This is a genomic window from Liberiplasma polymorphum (genome assembly GCF_043951795.1).
Lineage (GTDB): Bacteria > Bacillota_I > Bacilli_A > Izemoplasmatales > Izemoplasmataceae > Liberiplasma > Liberiplasma polymorphum.
Map to the genome: position 1 here is coordinate 1 of NZ_JBIOAG010000024.1, position 19,246 is coordinate 19,246.

Annotated in this window: 21 protein-coding genes, 1 tRNA gene and 1 pseudogene; 15 read left to right on the forward strand and 8 right to left on the reverse strand. The window is 31.5% G+C overall.

The features are described 5' to 3' along the window. Positions 1 to 3: 3 nt before the first annotated feature. From ACHAJD_RS06565 to ACHAJD_RS06605, 9 genes and pseudogenes are all read left to right on the forward strand, one after another. Complete coding sequence (locus ACHAJD_RS06565; RefSeq protein WP_435585092.1) at positions 4 to 756, forward strand: exodeoxyribonuclease III; 753 nt, start codon at positions 4 to 6, stop codon at positions 754 to 756. 13 nt (positions 757 to 769) lie between these two features. Next, positions 770 to 1,315: a tRNA 5-(aminomethyl)-2-thiouridylate-methyltransferase MnmM gene (gene mnmM, locus ACHAJD_RS06570; RefSeq protein ID WP_435585061.1), complete on the forward strand. Its 546-nt coding sequence runs from the start codon at positions 770 to 772 to the stop codon at positions 1,313 to 1,315. Between the two features lie 64 nt (positions 1,316 to 1,379). Beyond that, positions 1,380 to 1,928 (forward strand): hypothetical protein, encoded by a 549-nt coding sequence (locus tag ACHAJD_RS06575; RefSeq protein WP_435585062.1) that lies wholly within the window; start codon positions 1,380 to 1,382, stop codon positions 1,926 to 1,928. 14 nt (positions 1,929 to 1,942) lie between these two features. Next, the gene (locus ACHAJD_RS06580; protein WP_435585063.1) at positions 1,943 to 2,359 is read left to right on the forward strand and encodes an acyl-CoA thioesterase; all 417 of its coding nucleotides are present in this window, start codon (positions 1,943 to 1,945) and stop codon (positions 2,357 to 2,359) included. Positions 2,360 to 2,381: 22 nt separating this feature from the next. Beyond that, positions 2,382 to 3,779 (forward strand): amidase family protein, encoded by a 1,398-nt coding sequence (locus ACHAJD_RS06585; RefSeq protein WP_435585064.1) that lies wholly within the window; start codon positions 2,382 to 2,384, stop codon positions 3,777 to 3,779. A gap of 14 nt (positions 3,780 to 3,793) precedes the next feature. Next, entirely contained in the window at positions 3,794 to 4,288 is a 495-nt protein-coding gene (locus ACHAJD_RS06590; RefSeq protein ID WP_435585065.1) for a hypothetical protein, read from the forward strand. A 221-nt stretch (positions 4,289 to 4,509) separates the two neighbouring features. Then, positions 4,510 to 4,944, forward strand: a pseudogene (gene msrB / locus ACHAJD_RS06595) (peptide-methionine (R)-S-oxide reductase MsrB); the annotation flags it as partial. A 58-nt stretch (positions 4,945 to 5,002) separates the two neighbouring features. After that, complete coding sequence (locus ACHAJD_RS06600) at positions 5,003 to 5,707, forward strand: YaaA family protein (RefSeq protein ID WP_435585066.1); 705 nt, start codon at positions 5,003 to 5,005, stop codon at positions 5,705 to 5,707. Positions 5,708 to 5,722: 15 nt separating this feature from the next. Further along, entirely contained in the window at positions 5,723 to 7,240 is a 1,518-nt protein-coding gene (locus tag ACHAJD_RS06605; RefSeq protein ID WP_435585067.1) for a GGDEF domain-containing protein, read from the forward strand. 38 nt (positions 7,241 to 7,278) lie between these two features. Here the strand turns inward: ACHAJD_RS06605 and ACHAJD_RS06610 are convergent, their stop codons facing one another. Next, the gene (locus tag ACHAJD_RS06610) at positions 7,279 to 8,919 is read right to left on the reverse strand and encodes a nucleoside kinase (RefSeq protein WP_435585068.1); all 1,641 of its coding nucleotides are present in this window, start codon (positions 8,917 to 8,919) and stop codon (positions 7,279 to 7,281) included. Between the two features lie 121 nt (positions 8,920 to 9,040). On the opposite strand from ACHAJD_RS06610, the gene ACHAJD_RS06615 reads away from it, so the two are divergent. After that, positions 9,041 to 9,367, forward strand: coding sequence for a Rieske (2Fe-2S) protein (locus tag ACHAJD_RS06615; protein WP_435585069.1), 327 nt, complete (start codon positions 9,041 to 9,043; stop codon positions 9,365 to 9,367). A gap of 72 nt (positions 9,368 to 9,439) precedes the next feature. Beyond that, positions 9,440 to 9,516, forward strand: a tRNA-Thr gene (locus tag ACHAJD_RS06620). Positions 9,517 to 9,672: 156 nt separating this feature from the next. Here the strand turns inward: ACHAJD_RS06620 and ACHAJD_RS06625 are convergent. The 3 genes from ACHAJD_RS06625 to ACHAJD_RS06635 form a co-directional block, all read right to left on the reverse strand. Next, positions 9,673 to 10,032 carry an arsenate reductase family protein gene (locus tag ACHAJD_RS06625; RefSeq protein WP_435585070.1) on the reverse strand — a complete coding sequence of 120 codons (360 nt, stop codon included), beginning with the start codon at positions 10,030 to 10,032 and terminating at the stop codon, positions 9,673 to 9,675. 7 nt (positions 10,033 to 10,039) lie between these two features. Further along, the gene (locus ACHAJD_RS06630) at positions 10,040 to 11,038 is read right to left on the reverse strand and encodes a potassium channel family protein (protein WP_435585071.1); all 999 of its coding nucleotides are present in this window, start codon (positions 11,036 to 11,038) and stop codon (positions 10,040 to 10,042) included. Positions 11,039 to 11,111: 73 nt separating this feature from the next. Beyond that, positions 11,112 to 11,819 carry a DUF554 domain-containing protein gene (locus ACHAJD_RS06635; protein WP_435585072.1) on the reverse strand — a complete coding sequence of 236 codons (708 nt, stop codon included), beginning with the start codon at positions 11,817 to 11,819 and terminating at the stop codon, positions 11,112 to 11,114. Positions 11,820 to 11,931: 112 nt separating this feature from the next. On the opposite strand from ACHAJD_RS06635, the gene ACHAJD_RS06640 reads away from it, so the two are divergent. Next, positions 11,932 to 12,768 carry an SDR family NAD(P)-dependent oxidoreductase gene (locus ACHAJD_RS06640; protein WP_435585073.1) on the forward strand — a complete coding sequence of 279 codons (837 nt, stop codon included), beginning with the start codon at positions 11,932 to 11,934 and terminating at the stop codon, positions 12,766 to 12,768. Positions 12,769 to 12,797: 29 nt separating this feature from the next. Here ACHAJD_RS06640 and ACHAJD_RS06645 read toward each other — a convergent pair whose 3' ends face one another. The 3 genes from ACHAJD_RS06645 to ACHAJD_RS06655 all read right to left on the reverse strand — a co-directional run bounded on the left by ACHAJD_RS06645 (position 12,798) and on the right by ACHAJD_RS06655 (position 14,670). After that, positions 12,798 to 13,562, reverse strand: coding sequence for an anti-sigma-I factor RsgI family protein (locus ACHAJD_RS06645; RefSeq protein ID WP_435585074.1), 765 nt, complete (start codon positions 13,560 to 13,562; stop codon positions 12,798 to 12,800). Then, on the reverse strand, positions 13,555 to 14,082 hold the full coding sequence (locus ACHAJD_RS06650; RefSeq protein WP_435585075.1) for an RNA polymerase sigma factor: 528 nt from the start codon (positions 14,080 to 14,082) through the stop codon (positions 13,555 to 13,557). The genes ACHAJD_RS06645 and ACHAJD_RS06650 overlap by 8 nt, the downstream gene beginning before the upstream one ends. A 75-nt stretch (positions 14,083 to 14,157) precedes the next feature. Continuing rightward, positions 14,158 to 14,670, reverse strand: coding sequence for a methyltransferase family protein (locus ACHAJD_RS06655; RefSeq protein ID WP_435585076.1), 513 nt, complete (start codon positions 14,668 to 14,670; stop codon positions 14,158 to 14,160). Positions 14,671 to 14,845: 175 nt separating this feature from the next. Between ACHAJD_RS06655 and ACHAJD_RS06660 the strand changes: the two genes are divergently transcribed. From ACHAJD_RS06660 to ACHAJD_RS06670, 3 genes are all read left to right on the forward strand, one after another. Beyond that, positions 14,846 to 15,970: a THUMP domain-containing class I SAM-dependent RNA methyltransferase gene (locus tag ACHAJD_RS06660; protein ID WP_435585077.1), complete on the forward strand. Its 1,125-nt coding sequence runs from the start codon at positions 14,846 to 14,848 to the stop codon at positions 15,968 to 15,970. 91 nt (positions 15,971 to 16,061) lie between these two features. Then, a complete protein-coding gene (locus ACHAJD_RS06665) occupies positions 16,062 to 17,489 on the forward strand; it encodes an MATE family efflux transporter (protein ID WP_435585078.1) in 1,428 nt (475 codons plus the stop codon). Between the two features lie 119 nt (positions 17,490 to 17,608). Further along, on the forward strand, positions 17,609 to 18,478 hold the full coding sequence (locus ACHAJD_RS06670; protein WP_435585079.1) for a hypothetical protein: 870 nt from the start codon (positions 17,609 to 17,611) through the stop codon (positions 18,476 to 18,478). Positions 18,479 to 18,507: 29 nt separating this feature from the next. Here the strand turns inward: ACHAJD_RS06670 and ACHAJD_RS06675 are convergent, their stop codons facing one another. Further along, positions 18,508 to 19,119, reverse strand: a complete 612-nt coding sequence (locus tag ACHAJD_RS06675; RefSeq protein WP_435585080.1) for a TetR/AcrR family transcriptional regulator — start codon at positions 19,117 to 19,119, stop codon at positions 18,508 to 18,510. Positions 19,120 to 19,246: the final 127 nt, after the last annotated feature.

The window sequence follows — 19,246 nt, forward strand, 5'->3', positions numbered from 1 at the left end:
TAAATGAAATTAATTAGTTGGAATGTTAATGGGCTTAGAGCTTGCGTAAACAAAGGCTTTAAAATCTTTTTAGAAGAAGCAAATCCTGACATATTAGCCATTCAAGAAACTAAAATGAAACCTGAACAAGCTACTTTTACCTTTGAAGGTTATCATGAATATTGGAATAGTGCGATTAAACCAGGTTACTCTGGAACATTGGTTTTATCAAAAGTAAAACCTCTATCAGTTACTTATGGTATAGATGGTGATGCTTACAATGATGAAGGACGTATTATTACGCTTGAATTTAAAAATTACTATTTTGTGACAGTCTATGTACCCAATGCACAGCGTGGACTAACAAGACTACATTACCGAATGCAGTTTGAAGATGAATTTAGAACATACTTAACCAAACTTGATCACCATAAACCGGTTATTTTATGTGGCGATTTAAATGTCGCCCATCAAGAAATTGATTTAAAGAATCCTAAATCAAACGAACAAAACGCTGGATTTACAGTCGAAGAACGATCAAAATTCACTGAACTGTTAAGTGCAGGATTTAGCGATACCTTTAGAACATTATATCCAGATGTTATTAAATATTCTTGGTGGAGTTATATGTTTCAATCAAGAATGAAAAATATTGGCTGGAGAATTGATTACTTTGTTGTTTCAAATCGATTGATGAATACTGTAGTAGACAGTCAAATATTAACGGAAGTAACTGGCAGCGATCATTGCCCGGTTGCCCTTGAAATAAAGATATAAAAAGGAGTATATTATGTTTAAAAGATTAATCCCTTTTGTACATGATAGTATTGCATCATGTTTATCAAATGATGATGTTGCGGTTGATATGACAGCCGGAAACGGTCATGACACGTTGTTTTTGGCGAAACTTTGCAATCATGTTTACGCGTTTGATATCCAAGAAAAAGCCATTAAAAAAACGCATAAAAGATTAACAAAAGAAAATATTCATCACGTAAAACTTATTAATGATTCCCACACCAACCTTAAACAGCATGTAATGCATCCTATCAAAGTATGTGTTTTTAATCTAGGCTATTTACCCGGTGAAGATGCAAGCATTACAACCCAAAAAGAAACCACCCTAGAAGCCTTAAAATTAGCGTTAGACTTACTTGTAAATGGGGGACTAATAAGTATCACACTTTACACAGGACACCCTGAAGGAGCATTTGAGGCACATTTAATCGAATCATGGGTAAATCAGTTGCCAAGTAAATCTTACACCGTGTTAAAATATCAATTTATAAATAGATATAAAGCACCATACAATCTCTTGATTTATAAACACGAATAGCCTTGTATTTAAGGCTTTTTCTATTTATAATGATAATATATTTAACTATAGGAGGACTAAATTTATGCGTCAAAGAATCGTAACCACTATGCCACTTATTGTTTTATTTTTATTACTATTTAGTGGATTTGTAGTTGATAATTGGAGATTAGGTGCAAGTTTCATTTTACTTATTCCTCTATCATGGATATTACTTAGTCATGATTATGCAAGAAGAATTCATCAAGCAATGCCATTGATTGCTTTAGCTATTTTTTTATGGCTTGGGTTTGGATTCAATGCTTTTCACCCAGGTTGGGTAGTTTTTTTCTTAATACCACTTTCTGATATGATTTTTAACGGTAAAATTGATGCAAGAAAAATGGTTACTGTGTCTGTTACAATTATTTATGTTGCTATAGGTATCATGTATCCTAGAGCATGGTTTCCTGAATCATTACAATTAATAGGTGAATCCTTTTGGCACCCAGGTTGGATTATTTTCTTTTTAATTCCAATCATTAACAACTTATTCTTCCCAAACAAAAATACATTTATTAACATGAATAAAATGCAATGGAAAGATAAAATGCGTTCATTTGTTAAAAACGATGATGAGGACTTTGACTTTTAAAAAGGAGGTGTATTATGCGTTCTATATGCACGATTAATCCCCGCTATCAAGAAACAGATAAAATGGGTATTATACATCACTCAGTTTATCCTGTTTGGTATGAACTTGGACGCGTAAAATTTTGTGATGATATAGGATTTCCTTTTCACAAAATAGAAGAAAGAAATATGTATCAAGCTTTAATAGAGTTAAATGTTAAGTACATGAGGCCAACCGTTTTTGGAAAAACGTATAAGTTACATACCTTTATTAAAGCCATGACAAAAGTGAAATTAATATTTGGTTATGAACTCTATAACGATCAAGATGAGCTTGTTAACCAAGGAGAAACATTACTGGCTTGGTTAGATAAAGATTTAAAACCCCTGAACATTGCGAGATATCAGCCAGATATCTATCAACTGTTACTAGAAAATTTCAAGCAAAACTAAGGTTAAACTAAGAGGTGTTCGTATGGAAAAAAAAACAATATTAGATTTACAAGCATCACTAAATAATCAATCGCTCACGTCGGTAGAACTTGTGGAATATTATCTTAATAGAATTAAACTTTATGAACCTAAGCTAAATGCTATAGCCGATTTAAATCACACGGCATTAGTAGAAGCAGAAATATTAGATCAGGAAAGAATTCAAAAAGGACCTCGTTCTTTATTACACGGGATTCCTATTTTAATTAAAGATAATATTTTAACAAAGGATCATTTAAGAACCACGGCGAATGCGCTTGTGTTCAAAGATTTTTATGCACCTTATGAAGGATTAATGATTAAAAAGTTAAGAAAAGCGGGTGCGATTATTTTAGGTAAAGCTAACTGTAGTGAATTTGCTTATTTTGTTTCTTTTGGCAATATGCCATCTGGATATGGTTCTTTACATAAACAAGTCAAACATCCATACAACACAGCTATCGATCCCCTTGGATCTAGTACGGGTTCAGCCGTTGGAGTAGCTGCAGATTATGCGCCAGTTTCAATTGGGACTGAAACAAATGGGTCACTTACATCACCTGCCCAAGCGAATAGTGTTGTGACCATTAAACCAACGGTTGGATTAGTCTCTAGACACGGCATTATTCCAATCACAGTGATGCAAGATACCGCAGGGCCAATGTCAAAAAACGTAACAGATGCGGCGATTGTTTTAGATATTATTAAAGGGATGGATTCAAATGATCTTTTTACTAAACGAATCCCTGAACAAGAAACGAATTATTTAAAAGCTTGTACAAAGGGAATCAAAGGCTTAAAAGTGGGTATTCTTGAGTTTAATAACTATAAAAATGATGAAGAAGAAAATAAAATATTAGAACAAGCACAACATATTTTCGAGGCTGCTGGTGCAACTTGTAAACCTATTGATTTTGCCTACAAACTGCCCTCTAACTTAGACTCAATGAAATACGAATTTAAGCGTGATTTTAACGTCTTTTTATCTACTATAAGATCGCACTCACCCATTCAAACCTTAAATGATTTAGTAAGATATAATCTAGAAAAACCATCATTAAGACTTCGTTATGGACAACGTATCTTTCATGCATCTGAAGCCACATCAGCAACATTAAAAGAACCAGAGTATTTAACCTCAAGACAAAATCAAATGAAAGAAATTAATACCTTTATAGATCTTTACGACACGCTTGATGTAGATGTCATTGTCATGACTAAAATATCAGGTTATCCCGCAGTTGGTGGTATTCCAGTATTAAGTGTTCCTGCTAAACCTTTAAAAGATGAAAGACCAATAAACTTACTCTTCATTGGTAAAGCGTTTAAAGAAGAAACACTATTTAGTATTGGCTATATCTATGAAAAACAAACCAAACATAGAATCCCACCCAAGCTATAAGAAGGGAGTATTTTATGAAAAATAAAGAAACTGAGCGTTTCTTTGAACAGATAATGAACAATCCATTGAGTTTAGAATCATCTTTATCTACAAACATAAAAGTCATTGATCAAGCCATCCAATATTTTAAAAATGAAACCAATCATATCTTAGATATAAATCCATCTTTTGATGGACAATTATTAAGATTGCTTAGACTTGATCAAGCAAAAACGATTGCTTTATTAAACCATCATCAAATAGAGCAGTTACTTAGTAAAGAAGAAGTTCATGCCTATGTGATGATGGATAAAATAAAGAACATCCAATTTGATGGGATTATCGCTTTAAATCTAAATAAAGACAAGGCAGTTTCAGAACTCAAACATATAATGCAACAGCAAACTTCTTGTATCATATTAATGAGTGTAATTGATTCAATTATATTTGAACACGACTACGAGATTATCATTAAGGACAGCTATACCTATAAAGCTATTCATTATCAGTTACAAATCATTAAAAAGTGACATCTAGTAATTAAATAACTCTAAACTAAACCCCATAAAACTGTAAGTACACACGGTAATGATAAGTGCTTATTTAGAGTAAGAACCATTTTAGGTAATCATATTTCTTTATCATTTGTAAATCGGTGGTTTGATTTTAAAACACCTCATATCAAAGTAGCGTTATTTAAGCATTATGACACAGATTGTGCTACGATTTACATAGAGGTGATAAAATGAAAAGCTATAAAAAAGAAGATATTTCAACACTAAAGAAAAGACTGACACCCCTTCAATTTAACGTGACTCAAGAAGAAGGCACTGAACCGCCTTTTAATAATGAATTTTATAACAATAAAGAAGAAGGCATCTATGTAGATATTGTTTCAGGCGAACCTTTATTTTCAACGCTTGACCAATATGATGCAGGGTGTGGATGGCCTAGTTTTACTAAACCGATTGAAGTGGTCAAGGAAAAGTTTGATACACGTTACGGCATGAGAAGAACTGAAGTTAGAAGTGTCTTTGCTGATTCACATTTAGGTCATGTATTTACTGATGGGCCATCTGACAAGGGCGGATTACGCTATTGTATTAATTCTGCAGCCTTAAGGTTTATTCCTAAAAAGAAGTTAGAAGAAGAAGGGTATGGAGCCTACTTAGAGCGCTTTAAATAAAAGCATAGTTCACACTGTGCTTTTTTTATGATATTATTAGTTGTCAGTGGAGGTTACTATGAAGATTTTAATTTCACCATCAAAAACTATGAGTAAAAGTAATGTAATGCCTAAAAAACGGCAATTATTATTCAAACAAGAGAAAAATAAATTGCTTCATATCTTAAAATCATATGATTTAAAAAGTTTACAACAACTCTTAAAAGTCAACGATAAACTTGCTTTAACAAATTTTGACCGCTATGCACAGTTTAAAGAAGAAAATGCTGCTTTATTTAGTTATACTGGTGCACAGTTTAAAGCATTAAATGCTCATGAACTAGATAATACTAGCCTTAACTATCTAGATGAACATTTAATGATTGTTAGTGGTCTTTATGGATTACTTAGACCGTTTGATAAAATTGCATTTTACCGACTACCAATGGCTTTAAAGCTAAACAAATTAGTGCTTAATATTTATTGGCAAGAGATTATTTCGACGTATTTAAAAGATCAATTGATTATTAACTTGACTTCTAAAGAATATGGGATTATATTACATAAAGACCTAAATATATTAACCATTGAGTTTTATATATTAAAAAATGGAAAACTGACAGCCCCCTCAATGGAAGTTAAAAAAATCAGAGGATTATTTGTAAGATTTTTAGCTGAAAATCAAATAGTACATCCTTCAACGATGAAAACATTTGATGATGAAGGGTATAAATATAGTTTAGAACATTCAACAGAAAATACACTTGTATTTATAAGGCAATAAATAAAGAGGTGAAATATGGAATATTTAAGATGGCCATTTTTTGTGGCAATAGGATTTTTATCTTTAGTTCCAGTGATAAGGTTATATCAATACAAAAGTTACAAGCGCTATAAATACTTAAGGTATTTTGCGACTGGGATTTTTGTATGGACAATTTTATCCTTCTTAATTCATCTAATGGAAAATATGCAAATCGTTTATTTCATAAGTTTGTTAGTTTACCCAAATTTATTTTTAACCTCTTACTTTGGACTTGAAACAATTCAAAGTTTTGTGAACAAGAAAACCCCGAAAATCATTCAAATTTCAGCAATAGGCTTTTTCGTAGTTAACTTTATTATAGCCATCACGAACCCGTTTCATTACCTATTCATTAAGTTAGGTCCAAGCGATGCAAGTACAAAAGTAGAGTTATTTGCATCTGAAAGTGGATTATTTTTCTATATCCATACCTATGTAAGTTATCTAATCATTTTAGTCGTAATATTAAAATTACTTTTCCATTTAAGAAAACCTACTGAAAACACCCCAACAATCGTACCGTTTTTCTTAGTGTTATCCAGTATAATAATTGGGTTTACCTTTAATATAATTCATGTATTTTTCTATCAATTTTATATTGATCCAACGTATTTATTTTTTGTTGTATTTACATTCTTTTTATACATTATTATTTTCAGGAAAGATTTTAGGTTTGCGCTACTTTCAAGTAGTCGAAAAGTCTTAATTAATTCATTACGAGAAATGTATATCATCAGTGATGAGTTTGGAAACATTGTTGAATACTCTGCAGATTTACCTAAAAAATTCACGTTTACGAGTGAAGAGTTAGAACGTTTAGATCTATTGATGGCAGCACTTCACCAACAAGCTATCCTTTATAAAACATTTGAACTTGTAAAAGATGATCCGTTTCAAAAAGACAAAACCTATTTGTATACAGTTAACAAGGAGTTCAAAATACCTGGATTTAAACCGAAAGGAACCTTAATCTTACTCTACAACGAAACAAGATTAATGGCCTTAGTTGATTCTTTAAATTATTTAAGAAACTTTGACCAAATGACACACTTATATAATAGAAATTATATTGAAGAAAATATTGATAATTTTGAAGAAACTTTTCCTAATTTTGGCATTATTACGCTTGATTTAAATGGCTTAAAGCTTACAAACGATTATTTAGGACATAAAGCTGGGGATCAATTACTCATCAAGTTTTCAAGCACGTTAAGCAATCTTTTCAAAGAGGAAAAGATGACCATCACAAGATTTGGTGGTGATGAATTTATTATTATAGATCATCATTCAAATTTAAAAAGACTACAAGAAATCAAAGAAAAAATATTAAAAGCTATTCATCATAAAGACATTGAAAAAACAATTAGTGCCTCAATTGGTGTTGCAATCAGAAACGCTAACGAATCCTTTGAAGCAGTATTAAAGCGTGCGGATAAAGATCTCTATATTATGAAAAAAGAAACAACTCCAGTTTATCAGGAAGCACTTTTAAAATATTTAAAAAGCAAATAATAATAAAAGGAAATTTCAAATTGAAATTTCCTTTTATTTTAGACCTCAAAGCATGAACCACCAATAAATTCTCTAAGTAAAGAACTACATGGAACAACATAATCATCAATATCTACAAAATACTTTAAAAACTTAATTAATCGGTTAGCAGTAATAAAATGTTCACTTTCTCTTGGAATCTCTATTAAAGTATCTAATGCATATTTTTTCATGACATTAAGCTCATACGCTAGACCACTATTGAATATATAATCTGCGCCTTCTTGATGTGGATAAATCCACTTAAATTCACCGTTTCTAACACTTTGCCACATAGAAATGGTTTTACTAGCAGGTGAGTTTCTAAACTTTTTATCACGTACAATACGACGTAACAATCTTAAATTAGTAATACTAATTGGGTTATGATGATCAATATTAATTTGAAGCTGTGGACTAATAAAAACCTTGTATTTTTGGTGTTTTGGAATGAGAGAAGTTAAGGTTTCATTTAATGCGTGAATCCCTTCAATGATAATAGGGTTTTTATCTGTAACACGTAATTTTTTGTATCCACTACGTTTTTTAGTCATAAAATCAAAGTGAGGAATTTCAACTTCTTTGCCATCAATCAAATCAAGCATATTTCGGTTAAATAAGTCGATATCTAAAGTATTAATATGTTCTAAATCAATATTACCGTCTTCATCAGGCTGAATATGTTCACGGTCTAAATAATAATCATCTAGTGAAATCATTACAGGTTTTAATCCTAATGACATTAACTCAATACGTAACCTTGTAGAAAAAGTTGTTTTACCACTTGATGATGGTCCAGCGATAGCAATTAAACGAATGTTATCAATATCATCAAGCACTTTTTTCCCAATTTCTGCAATCATTTGATTATGTTTTGATTCGCACATATGAACAAATTCAACCATGCTTTTTTTAGAAGCTTGTTCATTCATTTTATGGATGGTGTTTGCATCTATAAGTTCTGCCCAACGATTCGCATCACGTAAGGTTCTACCATATATGGGTGCATCTTCAAAAGGAGGAATTTCCCCATCTGCCTCAGCTCTAGGATACTGAATTAAAAAACCAGGTGGGTAAACTTTTAAATCAAACTTTTGAATGTAACCTGTAGATGGAACCATTAAGTTATACATATAGTTTTGATACCCATCACAAGTGTAGAAATGGACCGTTTCTTCAGGACGATATTCAAGAATATCAATTTTATCAGTATAATCATGTTTTTGATAAAATTCAAGGGCTTTAGCTTTAGATACTTCTAACCGCTTAATCGGTAAATCAAGTTCGATTAATCGGTTCATTTCAGCTTTTAAATTTTCTACAATATCTCGTACAGATTTAGTATCATCGACATTTAAGACGCGGCAAAAAGTTGTTCTTGATACACTGTAATTTAGTTTGAACTTAAAATCAGGATAAAGATTATAAAAAGCCATGGCTAGTAAAAAACGTATGCCTGCTTCATAAGTGAAAATTGCTTCATAATTTTTGGTATCTAAAAATTCAATCGTAGCGTTATAATCAATTTCATAAGTTAATTCACGTAAACGGTTGTTAACTAAAGCTAAAAAATATTGACGATTAGGATCATCAATTAAGTCTAGCAGTTTGACTTTATCTTCAAAAGTCTTTTCTTCGTTATTAAATTTAAGTCTAAACATCGTAAAACTTCCTTTCATAAAAATAGATGTATAAATATTCTATCAAAAGTCCCTGATTTTTCAAGTTAAATTGGTTTTATCTGTAAAACAAGTGTTATAATATGGAATAGGAGGGATATTTATGGAATTTAAAGAGGTCGCATCACTTAAAGCATTAGAAAAAGAATTTAAAATCCGTATTGTTTTAGATAACAATCCCATATTATTAACGTATTTTGATAGAAAAGTCTATGCCATTTCAGATAAGTGCCCCCATATGGGCGCATCACTTGAGAAAGGTCATCTTGAAGATGGTATTGTAACGTGTGCAAAACATGGCGCACAAATTAATGTGACAAATGGAAATATTGAAGAAAAAGCGAAAGTATTATTCTTAAAATTACCTACTAAAAATGCAAAAACATATGAAGTAAAAGTAGAAGAAGATAAAGTCTATGTGAAGCTTTAAAAAAAATGCTTAAAAGACTTTGCAGAAAAAATAAAATATGTTAAAATGTTGTAGAGTTTTTTATTCTACTGTGCCGCTTTAGCTCCAATCGGTAGAGCAATTCCATGGTAAGGAAGAGGTTGCTGGTTCGAGTCCAGCAAGCGGCACCATCATTTTAACATTGAACACTTCATAGGGAGTGTTTTTTTATTACTTTTATTTGAAAAATAAAGCTTTTTTTAAGTTATATTCTAATATAGAGCGAAAATTGAAAATTATAGAGATAAAAAACAAGCTTGATTGGCCGTATATAAAGAAAAAAAGGCTTACGCCTTTTTAAAATATTTACTATATTTTTCTTCACTGTACCCAACGATTACATGTGTTTGATCAACGAGAATTGGTCGTTTTATAAGCATACCATTTTGGCTTAAGAGTAATATTTTTTCATCATCGTCCATATTATCTAACTTATCCTTTAAATTAAGAGCTTTATAAACATTACCACTTGTGTTAAAAAAAGTTTTAATTGGTAACTTTGAATAACTTATCCATTGTTTTAATTCATCATAACTAGGTGTATCATTAACAATATGACGGGCCATGAAACTAACAGACTCATCATTCAACCACTTTTTTGCCTTTTTGCATGTTGAACAAGGTGGATATTCAATAAAAGTAATCATATTCCTATTACTCCAAAGCAGCCAATTTACGAAGATTAACGATTTGCTCTTTTTCACCAACTACAATCATATAATCGCCAGGTTTTAAAATTTCATCTGCCTTAGGATTAAATAAAAACTCATCATTTTTTCTAATCGCTAAAACAATCAATCCTGTTTTTTCAGATATCTTAGCACTTTGTAGAGTTTTGTTACAAATGTCAGAAGTTTGATTAATACGAACTTCCTCAATTTCAATTGAAATTTTTCCTGTATCAATGATGCTATCCATAAAAAGTGAAATTGAAGGTTTTAGCATCATTGCCGCCATTTTTTTACCACCGATTTCATTTGGTGAGACGGTATTATCTGCCCCAGCACGTTTCAGTTTTTTATAAGAGTTTTCTTCATGAGCTCTTGCCACGATATGGAGATTTTTGTTCATTTCTCGTGCAGTTAAAACAACAAATACATTATCGGCATCTTTTGATAAGGTAGCAATTAATCCTTTGGCTTTACTAATATTTGCTTTTTCCAAGGCATCTTCGTGTGTAGCATCGTCTTTTATATATAACACATTATCAGTAATTAATTCCTGAATTGTAAGTTCATCATTATCGATTACAACAAAGGGAACACGATTATTTTTGAACTCTTTAATAATATGATAACCAGTTTCTCCTGCACCGCAAATAATAAAGTGATTCTCCAATAATTCAATATCTTTTTGCATGCGTTTAACCCTCCAAGCTTCTTTTACTAATCCTTCACTAAAAAATCTAAATATATTTGAAAAAATGTAACCTATCGTACCTACACTAATCGTAATGACAGCGATAGAAAATAATTTAGCTTGATCACTCATTTCGGCAACTTCTGTATAACCAACAGTTGATATCGTTATAACAGTCATATATAAAGCGTCGATCAATGAAATATTCATAATAACCATGTAACCTACTGTTGCCAAGCTAATTAATAATACAATAACTGTTAAAAGGATTATAATCTTTATTCGATTGCTCATTTAATCACCTTCATTAAAGCATTTATGCCTATATTATAGCATAAAAGAAGCTATTATATAGACAATATAGTTATTATAAAATACTTAAAATAACAAAGTAGATAATTGGAATAAGTAATGCTGGAAGCATGTTAGCTACTTTAACTTTTTTTATCTCCATAAAGTTAAGGCCTATACCAACAAGTAAAATGTTTCCAACCATTGAAATACTTCTTATAATTTCATCAGTAAAGAAATCTCCAATCGCCATGGCTAGAAGTGTAATGCTTCCTTGATAGATTAAAACGCTAAAGGCTGAAAATAAAACGCCTATCCCAAGAACTGCAGCAAGTAACATAGCGGTCACAAAGTCGAGGGCACTTTTAACAACTAATATTGTGTAGTCTCCTGTTAACCCGTCTTGAATGGAACCAAGTATTGCCATTGCCCCAACACAAAATATTAATGTCCCGCTTACAAACCCCTTGGCTAAAGGCGGTAGTTTATACTTTCTTTCAATGTGATGCGCAAAACGATTGAGTTTGTCATCAATATCAATCCATTCACCAAATAAAGACCCAATAACTAATGAAACGATAATCAGTAAATCGCCTTGGGTTAATAATTTGTTATCTTCTATCACGAGAAAATCCTTTAAAAACCAACCAATGGCTAAAACACTTAAGCCAATACCGAGTGCAAACATAATGGCTTTTTGAATTTTTTCTGGTAATCCTTTTTTAAACAAAACCCCTAATATTGACGCAACAATAATCGCAAAAAAATTAATAATTGTTCCCATGGATATTCTCCTTTAACGTTAGTCCATTTTAGTATACAAAAAAAGAAGGATTATTAAAAGGTTAAGTTCATAATTTATGATATAATACACTTGACTTTATGGAGGTGAAACTATGCAAAAAACCATCGTTATTACAGGGGTTACAAGCGGCATTGGAAAAGCACTCATTCATCATTTTGCATCTAAGAATGAGCACGTTATTGGCATTAGTAGAAACAAAGAAAAATTAGATCTGGTCTTACAAGAACTTAATGAAAAATACCCAAATCATCAAGTAAAGATGATGACCTGTGATTTTTCTAGTTTTCGTGATATGCAGCGAACCACACAAAATTTGCAAAACTTATATAAAGATGGCATAGATATTTTGATTAACAATGCAGCCATCGTAACCAAAGCTAAAAAGTTTACGATTGACGATTATGAAATGCAATATCAAGTTAATCATTTAGCAGTAGCATATTTTACTATTAGATTAAAAGAACTAATCATTAAAAAAAATGGTCGCGTCATTACAACCAGTTCTGATGCGCATAAACGAGCAAATTTTGCAGAACAAGATTTACAAGCTATAAAGAAATATCATCCATTCCGCTCTTACTGTAGAACCAAACTGTATAATATTATTTTTACACTTTACATTGATAAGGTTTATGATGATTCAACCATTAATTTTTATGCAGTACATCCCGGAAGAGTACGTACGGAAATTGGGACTAAAGACACTTCAGTTTTATATGCACTATTTTGGAAATGGTTCACAAAAAACGGATTTGAACCAGAAGAAGTTGTTTCGACTTATGATATGTTGGTTTATGATAAAGTCATTGAAAATGAAAATTATTTTTATCAAAACAAACCCTTAGATATAAAAGCAATTGCTTATGATTTAAATTACCAAGAAATCTTATGGGAAGAAACGATGAAGGCAATATTCCCTTACTTATAAAAAAAAATACCTTTTGAAAAGGTATTTTTTTATGGTCTAAAATGATCACCAGGATTGCCACCAGAATTATCATTAATTAAAATTCTTCTTAATTCACCGATAGACATTTGGTTTAATTCTTCTTTAGTATAGGCATCTGTATGGGATAAAACTTCTTGAATGAGACGATATTTCATAATGCTAACTTGATTATTTCTAGCCTCATCAACCTCAGATTCATCTTGGTTTCTAGCATTACCTGGAATTACTTCCATGTTTGGTAAACGATTTTGTGCAATTTCAGGAATGCGTTCATTAATAACCGATAGTACATGACTTCTAATTAAGTTATGCTCACTATCAACATCAATCATTATATAAGGATTATCCGCATTTAAATAATTAAGGCTAATCGCTAAATCAACGATTTGATCAATAACATCCCCAATCGCTTTGCCTTTATAATTTTGAAGTAAAGGGATCATTTCAAGTGCTTGTGCATTGTTAGAACGAATAGTAATGACGTTGTCTTCATCATCTATATCAATTTCTAAGGATGGATTAATGTCTATATAGACGGTTGCACTTGCTTCGATGGTTTGAGGAAGTTGGTTTAAACTAATCACTAACGCAATTACTAATATGAATAAAGCACTTGCAAGTTGTAATGGGCGACGATTAAAATACCCAAAATTAAAACGTTTTTCATGGGTTGGCACTTTAAACCTTGGGTCGGCTTTAATTAAGTGTTTAACATTAGGAACATCTTGTTCAGCCATTTCAATAATGTGTCTTTTTAATTTATCATCACGCATCTTCTTCACCTGCTTTCTTTAATTTTTTTAAAGCATTTTGATACATCCATGTTATGGTTCCTAGAGGTTTATCTAATGCTAAAGCAATATCTTTATGCTTTTCATCTAAAATCACATGGCGTATTACGACTTGTTTTTCATCGTCATTCAAAACATTTAATAATTTATCTAAGTAGTATCTATTTTCTTGAGGAGACTCTTCACTTCCAAACATATATTCGCTTTCATCAATATCAACTAATAGCTCTTTTTTACGTTTATTGAAGGTGTTGATTGCTAAATTTCTAGCTATAGTAGCAATCCAAGCGGGAAATTGATTTTTTCTTTTATATTTTGGTAAAGCTTCAATCATTTTTAAATAGGTCTCCTGCATTAAATCTTCGGCTAATGAATGATCTTTAACAATTGATAAAATTGTATAGTAAACTTTCGTTTTAGTTTCCTCATAAATAATATCGAAATATGCTTCATCACCTTGTTTGAATTTTTGTACAGCATAGTCAAGTTTCTTATGGTCCACAGTGCCACCTCTATCCTACAGTATAGACACCTTCAATTATAAAACAATAAAGAGGGTGTTTTTGTTGGAATAATTTTATTTTTTATATCCAACAATTCTTTTCGTATGTTTCTTATAAGTAATATAGTCTTCTTTAAAGATTGATTCTAGTAAGTGTTCTTCCTTTTTTATTTGATGAAAAAAGGCAAAAAATATAAATAAGGTACTACCTAAAAAGAAAAAGTTAGCATACGTAAGGAAGTAACCGACAAATAACAAAAAAATTGCGATATAAGTTGGATTTCTCGTATACTTGAAAATACCAGTCGTAATTAATTGGTTTGTTTTTTGATTATCGACACCAATACGCCAAGCTTCTTTAAAACTGGCTAGCGCTAGTGAAAATAAAACAATACTTATATTTAACAAGATAAACCCTAACCAGTTAAAAAACATATTTTCAAATAAAACAATAAGGTCTATAACGTATAAAAACTTCAAATCAAAAGCTGAAATTATTACAAGATATGTAAAAAATATTAAGCCTAAATAAAAAGATAATTCTAAAATCTTAGCCTTACCTGATTTATGCTTGCCTAATGTAAGCACGTTATGTCCTCTTATATAAGTTAAAAGGCTCTTGCTGATAAGCAAAGTATAAAAAGTAAAAAGGATAATTAAAGCATAAATGTCGAAGAAACTCATTTTAACACCTCTTTATAATATTATATAATAAAAAAGGTAATTTCATTATAATATGTTAAAATATGCTAGAGGTGTTTATATGGAATTTGTTGCGACATGTGCATTTGGAATTGAAGCTGTATTAAAAAGAGAAATGACATTATTAGGATTAAATATAACTCGAAGTGAAAACGGTAAAATATACTTTGAGGGCAATCAAGAGGCAATGGTTTTAGCAAATCTAGCACTTAGAACGGCTGAAAGAATATTTATCGTGTTTGGTCATCAAAAAGTATTAACTTATGATGAACTATTCGATTTTATAAAAAGTATTAAATTTAGACCGATTTTATCGCATGAAGGGGCTTATTTAATTCAAGCTAAGACAGTACAGTCACAACTTTTTAGCCCAAGAGATCTCCAAACGATTACTAAAAAAGCATTAATTGAAAACTTAAAAGTTTCATTTAAAGTTGATACTTTTTTAGAACAAAAAGAACGTTATCGTTTTTTGCTAAACTTACAAAAAGATGAGTGTGAATTATGGCTTGATACAAGTGGTGAGGCTTTACATAAAAGAGGTTACCGTGTTAAACAAGGTGTAGCCCCTATTAAAGAAACCCTAGCAGCAGCCTTGGTATTATTAAGCTTCTACGAAAAAGACCGTGTTTTATATGATCCGTTTTGTGGATCAGGCACCATCCCAATTGAAGCAGCAATGATTTGTAAAAACATGGCCCCAAACTTAAATAGAAGTTTTGATTTTCTTCATTTTCCATGGTTTGATAAAACCATTTATAAACAAGTCAAAGCAGAATTATTAAAAGCAATCAATCAAACAGAAACCTGCAAAATTATTGCAAGTGATGAAGATCCAAGAGCTGTGGAAATGGCAGAAGAAAACGCGATTGAAGCAGGGGTTGATGATGCGATTGTATTTCAGTTATGTAAATTTGAACACCAACAATTTAAAATCCCTTATGGTATTATCATCACAAACCCACCCTATGGAGAAAGACTTGACACTTTAGAAGAAGCAGAACTTTTATATCGATCCATAGGACAAACATTTAAAACATTAAAAGATTATTCCTTATATATGATTACATCTTATCCAGGAATCGAAGGAATATTTGCTAAAAAAGCGGATAAAACACGTGTTTTATTTAATGGTAACATTAAGGCAAGATACTATCAATATTTCGGACCCAGACCACCAAGATAGTCTGGGTTTTTATTTTTTTTAAAAAAAGTTAGGTAAGTACTAACTATTTTAAAAACGTTGTGATATAATTGCAATTGGTAGGTGAGCATCCATGAGCAATGATGATAAAAAACGTTATTTAATTTTAAAAGATTCAAACATATATAAAGGCCTTATAATCCTTGCAATTCCGCTTATGCTAAATAACTTATTAAAAACATTTCATGATATTATTGACATGTTTTTTGTTGCGCGAATTCCTGGTGAAGGAACCAATGGGGTTGCAGCGATTCAGTTAACATTTCCAATTATGTTTACGTTCATTTCTTTAGGAATCGGATTAAGTGTTGCAGGTACTGCACTGATAAGTCAGTTTGTCGGTTCAGGTCAAAAAGCAGATGCAAGGAAATACGCTTCACAATTACTATCTTTATCAATCATTGTTGGGATCGTTTTATTTGTGTTATCGTATTTTGGGGCAGAACTCATCATTAAAACGATGGGTATTGATCCAAGTAATAGTCCAGCAGATCAGTTTATCTATGATAATAGTATTGCATACTTAAAAATAAGGGCATTTGAAATGCCGTTTATGTTTATGTTCTTTGCATTTATGGCAATTAGACAAGCATCAGGTGATACCGTTTGGCCTGTCATTATAAGTGGGACTGCCATTGTAATTAATACGATATTATCACCCATATTAATTCAAGTTTATGGACTAGGTGTTCCAGGAGCTGCCTATGCAACAGTCATTGCGAATGTTGTTATTATGCCTTTTGGTTTTTACTTATTATTTTTTGCAAAAAGTGGCATTACAGTTACCATTCCACTCATGAAATTAGAATCGGGTGTTGTTAGGGATATTGTTAGAACTGCCATTCCTGCATCACTTGGTCAAGCAATTACCGCGATTGGGTTTTACTTAATGAACGGAATCATTTATTCTTATGGTCCTGAAACTGTCGCAGCCTTTAGTGTTGGGAATAGAATCAGTTCGATGATTCTACATCCTGTTATGGCAATTGGTGGGGTTGCGAGCGCTTATATTGGTCAAAATATTGGGGCACAAAATACTGAACGCGCAAAAGCCACTCACGCGAAGTCAATGATATTATCTGTTTGTTTAATGGCTGTGGGTTCTGCGTTCTTAATCTATGTAAGAAGGCCACTCGCAGGCATCTTTATAGTCGATAATTTATTTGCGCTTGATTTAGCAAGTGAATACATGTTTTATTTATTAATAGGAATGCCTTTAATGGCAATATTCCAAGCATTTATGGGAACCTATAATGGAACCGGAAATACTAAATACTCTTTAATTTTATCTGTGTTAAGACTTTGGGGTATGCGTATTCCACTCGTAATCTTCATGAGAGAGTTTACGGACTTAGGCAGTAGTGGAATATGGTATGCAATTTTAATAAGTAACTTCCTTATCGGTATCGTTGGGTATATGTTATACTTACGCATTGATTTTAAACCTAAAATATCAATATCAGAATCCATTAAACCCGTTCAAGCTAAAGCTGTTGCATAAAGACCGTTTATACGGTCTTTTTTTTGCATTTTATCGTTAGATTATTGTAATCTATAATTTCATCCTTCATTTTATAAATAGAACTGCTAAAATGAAAGTATCAATAACGGAGGTGACTTATGAAACGCATAATATTAATAGTAGTATTTTCATTCGTGTTGGTGCTATATGCATGTAGTCAAGAAGGTTATCAGCAAACTGAGATGGAACTTGATGGTTATCCTATTTATGTAAAAGAAGCTGAAAAAGATGAAGTGTGTGCTTTATGGTATTCAATGACAGTTTATGATGGGGCAGAAGGGCATTATGTATTTTTAAATCACTGTCCTACATCTTATGCCATTAAGATTGATGAGGTTTTAGTCCCACTAACAAGCTATATTGCGGAAAGAACATTTACCTATAATGATATTGAAGATTTTCCTTTATTTATAAGAGAATCAGATAATGCTTTTAATGACACGTCATATCATGAAACTAATATGACGTTAAAATCTTATCCTGTTTATGTAAAAGTCAGTGACTCAGATATTTGTGCAGAGTGGTATTCAATAAGCGTCTATTTTGATGAGAATAGCCAATATGATTATTTCAATCATTGTCCGGTGGTCTATTACATACAAGTAGATGGTACGTTTGTAGCCCTTGAAAACATTATTAATTCGTTAGATTTAACGATTGAAGAAATGGACGCGTTTCCATTAATTGTGAAACGTGATTTAGAAGAATCACCTTATCAAGAAACTTCGATGAATCTTGATGGGTATGAAGTATTTGTTAAAGAAGGTGTTGGAGAAAGCTGTGCGATGTGGTACTCAATGGTCATTTATACAGGAGAAGAAGGCACTTATTTATTTTATAACACTTGTCCAATTCACTATTATGTTAAAGTTAATGAAGATTATATCCCATTGTTAAGTTATATCTCAACAAATCCTATCAGTATTGAAACCATCCAAAATTTTCCGTTGTTTGTGAAAACAGAATAAAAAAAATGCAAATCGAGAGATTTGCATTTTTATTCATCATTTTTAGCGAAAAGTCCGTGCTCTAATAAGTCCATTACTTGATCAACAATATAATCTACGTCATCGTTATTCGCACCTAAATCTAAAACAACTTTTAACCCAATAAAGTTTGTAATACCCATTAAAACAAAACTAATTACTTCAGTATCAATTGGGCGAACCTCTTCAAGTTGAATGGAGAAGTTTAATCCTTTAACATAACGTTTAGCAAAAGATTCGTAATATTCTTTGAATAGTTCACGATCTATGTATAAAGATTCCCATATAATGTTATACATTTGTGGGTTTTTTCTTGCGAGATTTATAAAAGTTTTAATGCCTTCTTTTTCCTTATCACGGCGGTTATTAACTAAAGAGACCTTCTCGGCAATCTCTTTTCTTATGTTATGTGAAAAGGTAAGTAAAATGTGCTTATAAAGAGCTAGTTTACTAGGAAAGTATAAGTAGAAAGTTCCTGCAGCCACCCCTGCTTCACTAGTAATATTATTTACTGTTGTTCCATGATATCCGTTTTTATAAAACAAATCTACAGCCGCATCAAAAATAGCGTTGAATGTGTTTTTAGCGTTTCTAGTTATGGGTTCTTTTATAATATCTTGCACGGTAATCACTCCTTTTTTATCTGTTCGTTGACAGTGTAAGCGTTTTATGCTATAATTTAATTATTAAGTGAATGGGTATTCAGTTTATGAAGATATATTCACTATCTGAATTATTCTTCACCTGTAA

Excerpts from the sequence above, each read along its gene's own strand:
- ACHAJD_RS06565 (WP_435585092.1), top strand. The coding sequence starts at position 4 with ATGAAATTAATTAGTTGGAATGTTAATGGGCTTAGAGCTTGCGTAAAC.
- mnmM (WP_435585061.1), top strand. The coding sequence starts at position 770 with ATGTTTAAAAGATTAATCCCTTTTGTACATGATAGTATTGCATCATGT.
- ACHAJD_RS06575 (WP_435585062.1), top strand. The coding sequence starts at position 1,380 with ATGCGTCAAAGAATCGTAACCACTATGCCACTTATTGTTTTATTTTTA.
- ACHAJD_RS06580 (WP_435585063.1), top strand. The coding sequence starts at position 1,943 with ATGCGTTCTATATGCACGATTAATCCCCGCTATCAAGAAACAGATAAA.
- ACHAJD_RS06585 (WP_435585064.1), top strand. The coding sequence starts at position 2,382 with ATGGAAAAAAAAACAATATTAGATTTACAAGCATCACTAAATAATCAA.
- ACHAJD_RS06590 (WP_435585065.1), top strand. The coding sequence starts at position 3,794 with ATGAAAAATAAAGAAACTGAGCGTTTCTTTGAACAGATAATGAACAAT.
- ACHAJD_RS06600 (WP_435585066.1), top strand. The coding sequence starts at position 5,003 with ATGAAGATTTTAATTTCACCATCAAAAACTATGAGTAAAAGTAATGTA.
- ACHAJD_RS06605 (WP_435585067.1), top strand. The coding sequence starts at position 5,723 with ATGGAATATTTAAGATGGCCATTTTTTGTGGCAATAGGATTTTTATCT.
- ACHAJD_RS06610 (WP_435585068.1), bottom strand. The coding sequence starts at position 8,919 with ATGTTTAGACTTAAATTTAATAACGAAGAAAAGACTTTTGAAGATAAA.
- ACHAJD_RS06615 (WP_435585069.1), top strand. The coding sequence starts at position 9,041 with ATGGAATTTAAAGAGGTCGCATCACTTAAAGCATTAGAAAAAGAATTT.
- ACHAJD_RS06625 (WP_435585070.1), bottom strand. The coding sequence starts at position 10,032 with ATGATTACTTTTATTGAATATCCACCTTGTTCAACATGCAAAAAGGCA.
- ACHAJD_RS06630 (WP_435585071.1), bottom strand. The coding sequence starts at position 11,038 with ATGAGCAATCGAATAAAGATTATAATCCTTTTAACAGTTATTGTATTA.
- ACHAJD_RS06635 (WP_435585072.1), bottom strand. The coding sequence starts at position 11,819 with ATGGGAACAATTATTAATTTTTTTGCGATTATTGTTGCGTCAATATTA.
- ACHAJD_RS06640 (WP_435585073.1), top strand. The coding sequence starts at position 11,932 with ATGCAAAAAACCATCGTTATTACAGGGGTTACAAGCGGCATTGGAAAA.
- ACHAJD_RS06645 (WP_435585074.1), bottom strand. The coding sequence starts at position 13,562 with ATGCGTGATGATAAATTAAAAAGACACATTATTGAAATGGCTGAACAA.
- ACHAJD_RS06660 (WP_435585077.1), top strand. The coding sequence starts at position 14,846 with ATGGAATTTGTTGCGACATGTGCATTTGGAATTGAAGCTGTATTAAAA.
- ACHAJD_RS06665 (WP_435585078.1), top strand. The coding sequence starts at position 16,062 with ATGAGCAATGATGATAAAAAACGTTATTTAATTTTAAAAGATTCAAAC.
- ACHAJD_RS06670 (WP_435585079.1), top strand. The coding sequence starts at position 17,609 with ATGAAACGCATAATATTAATAGTAGTATTTTCATTCGTGTTGGTGCTA.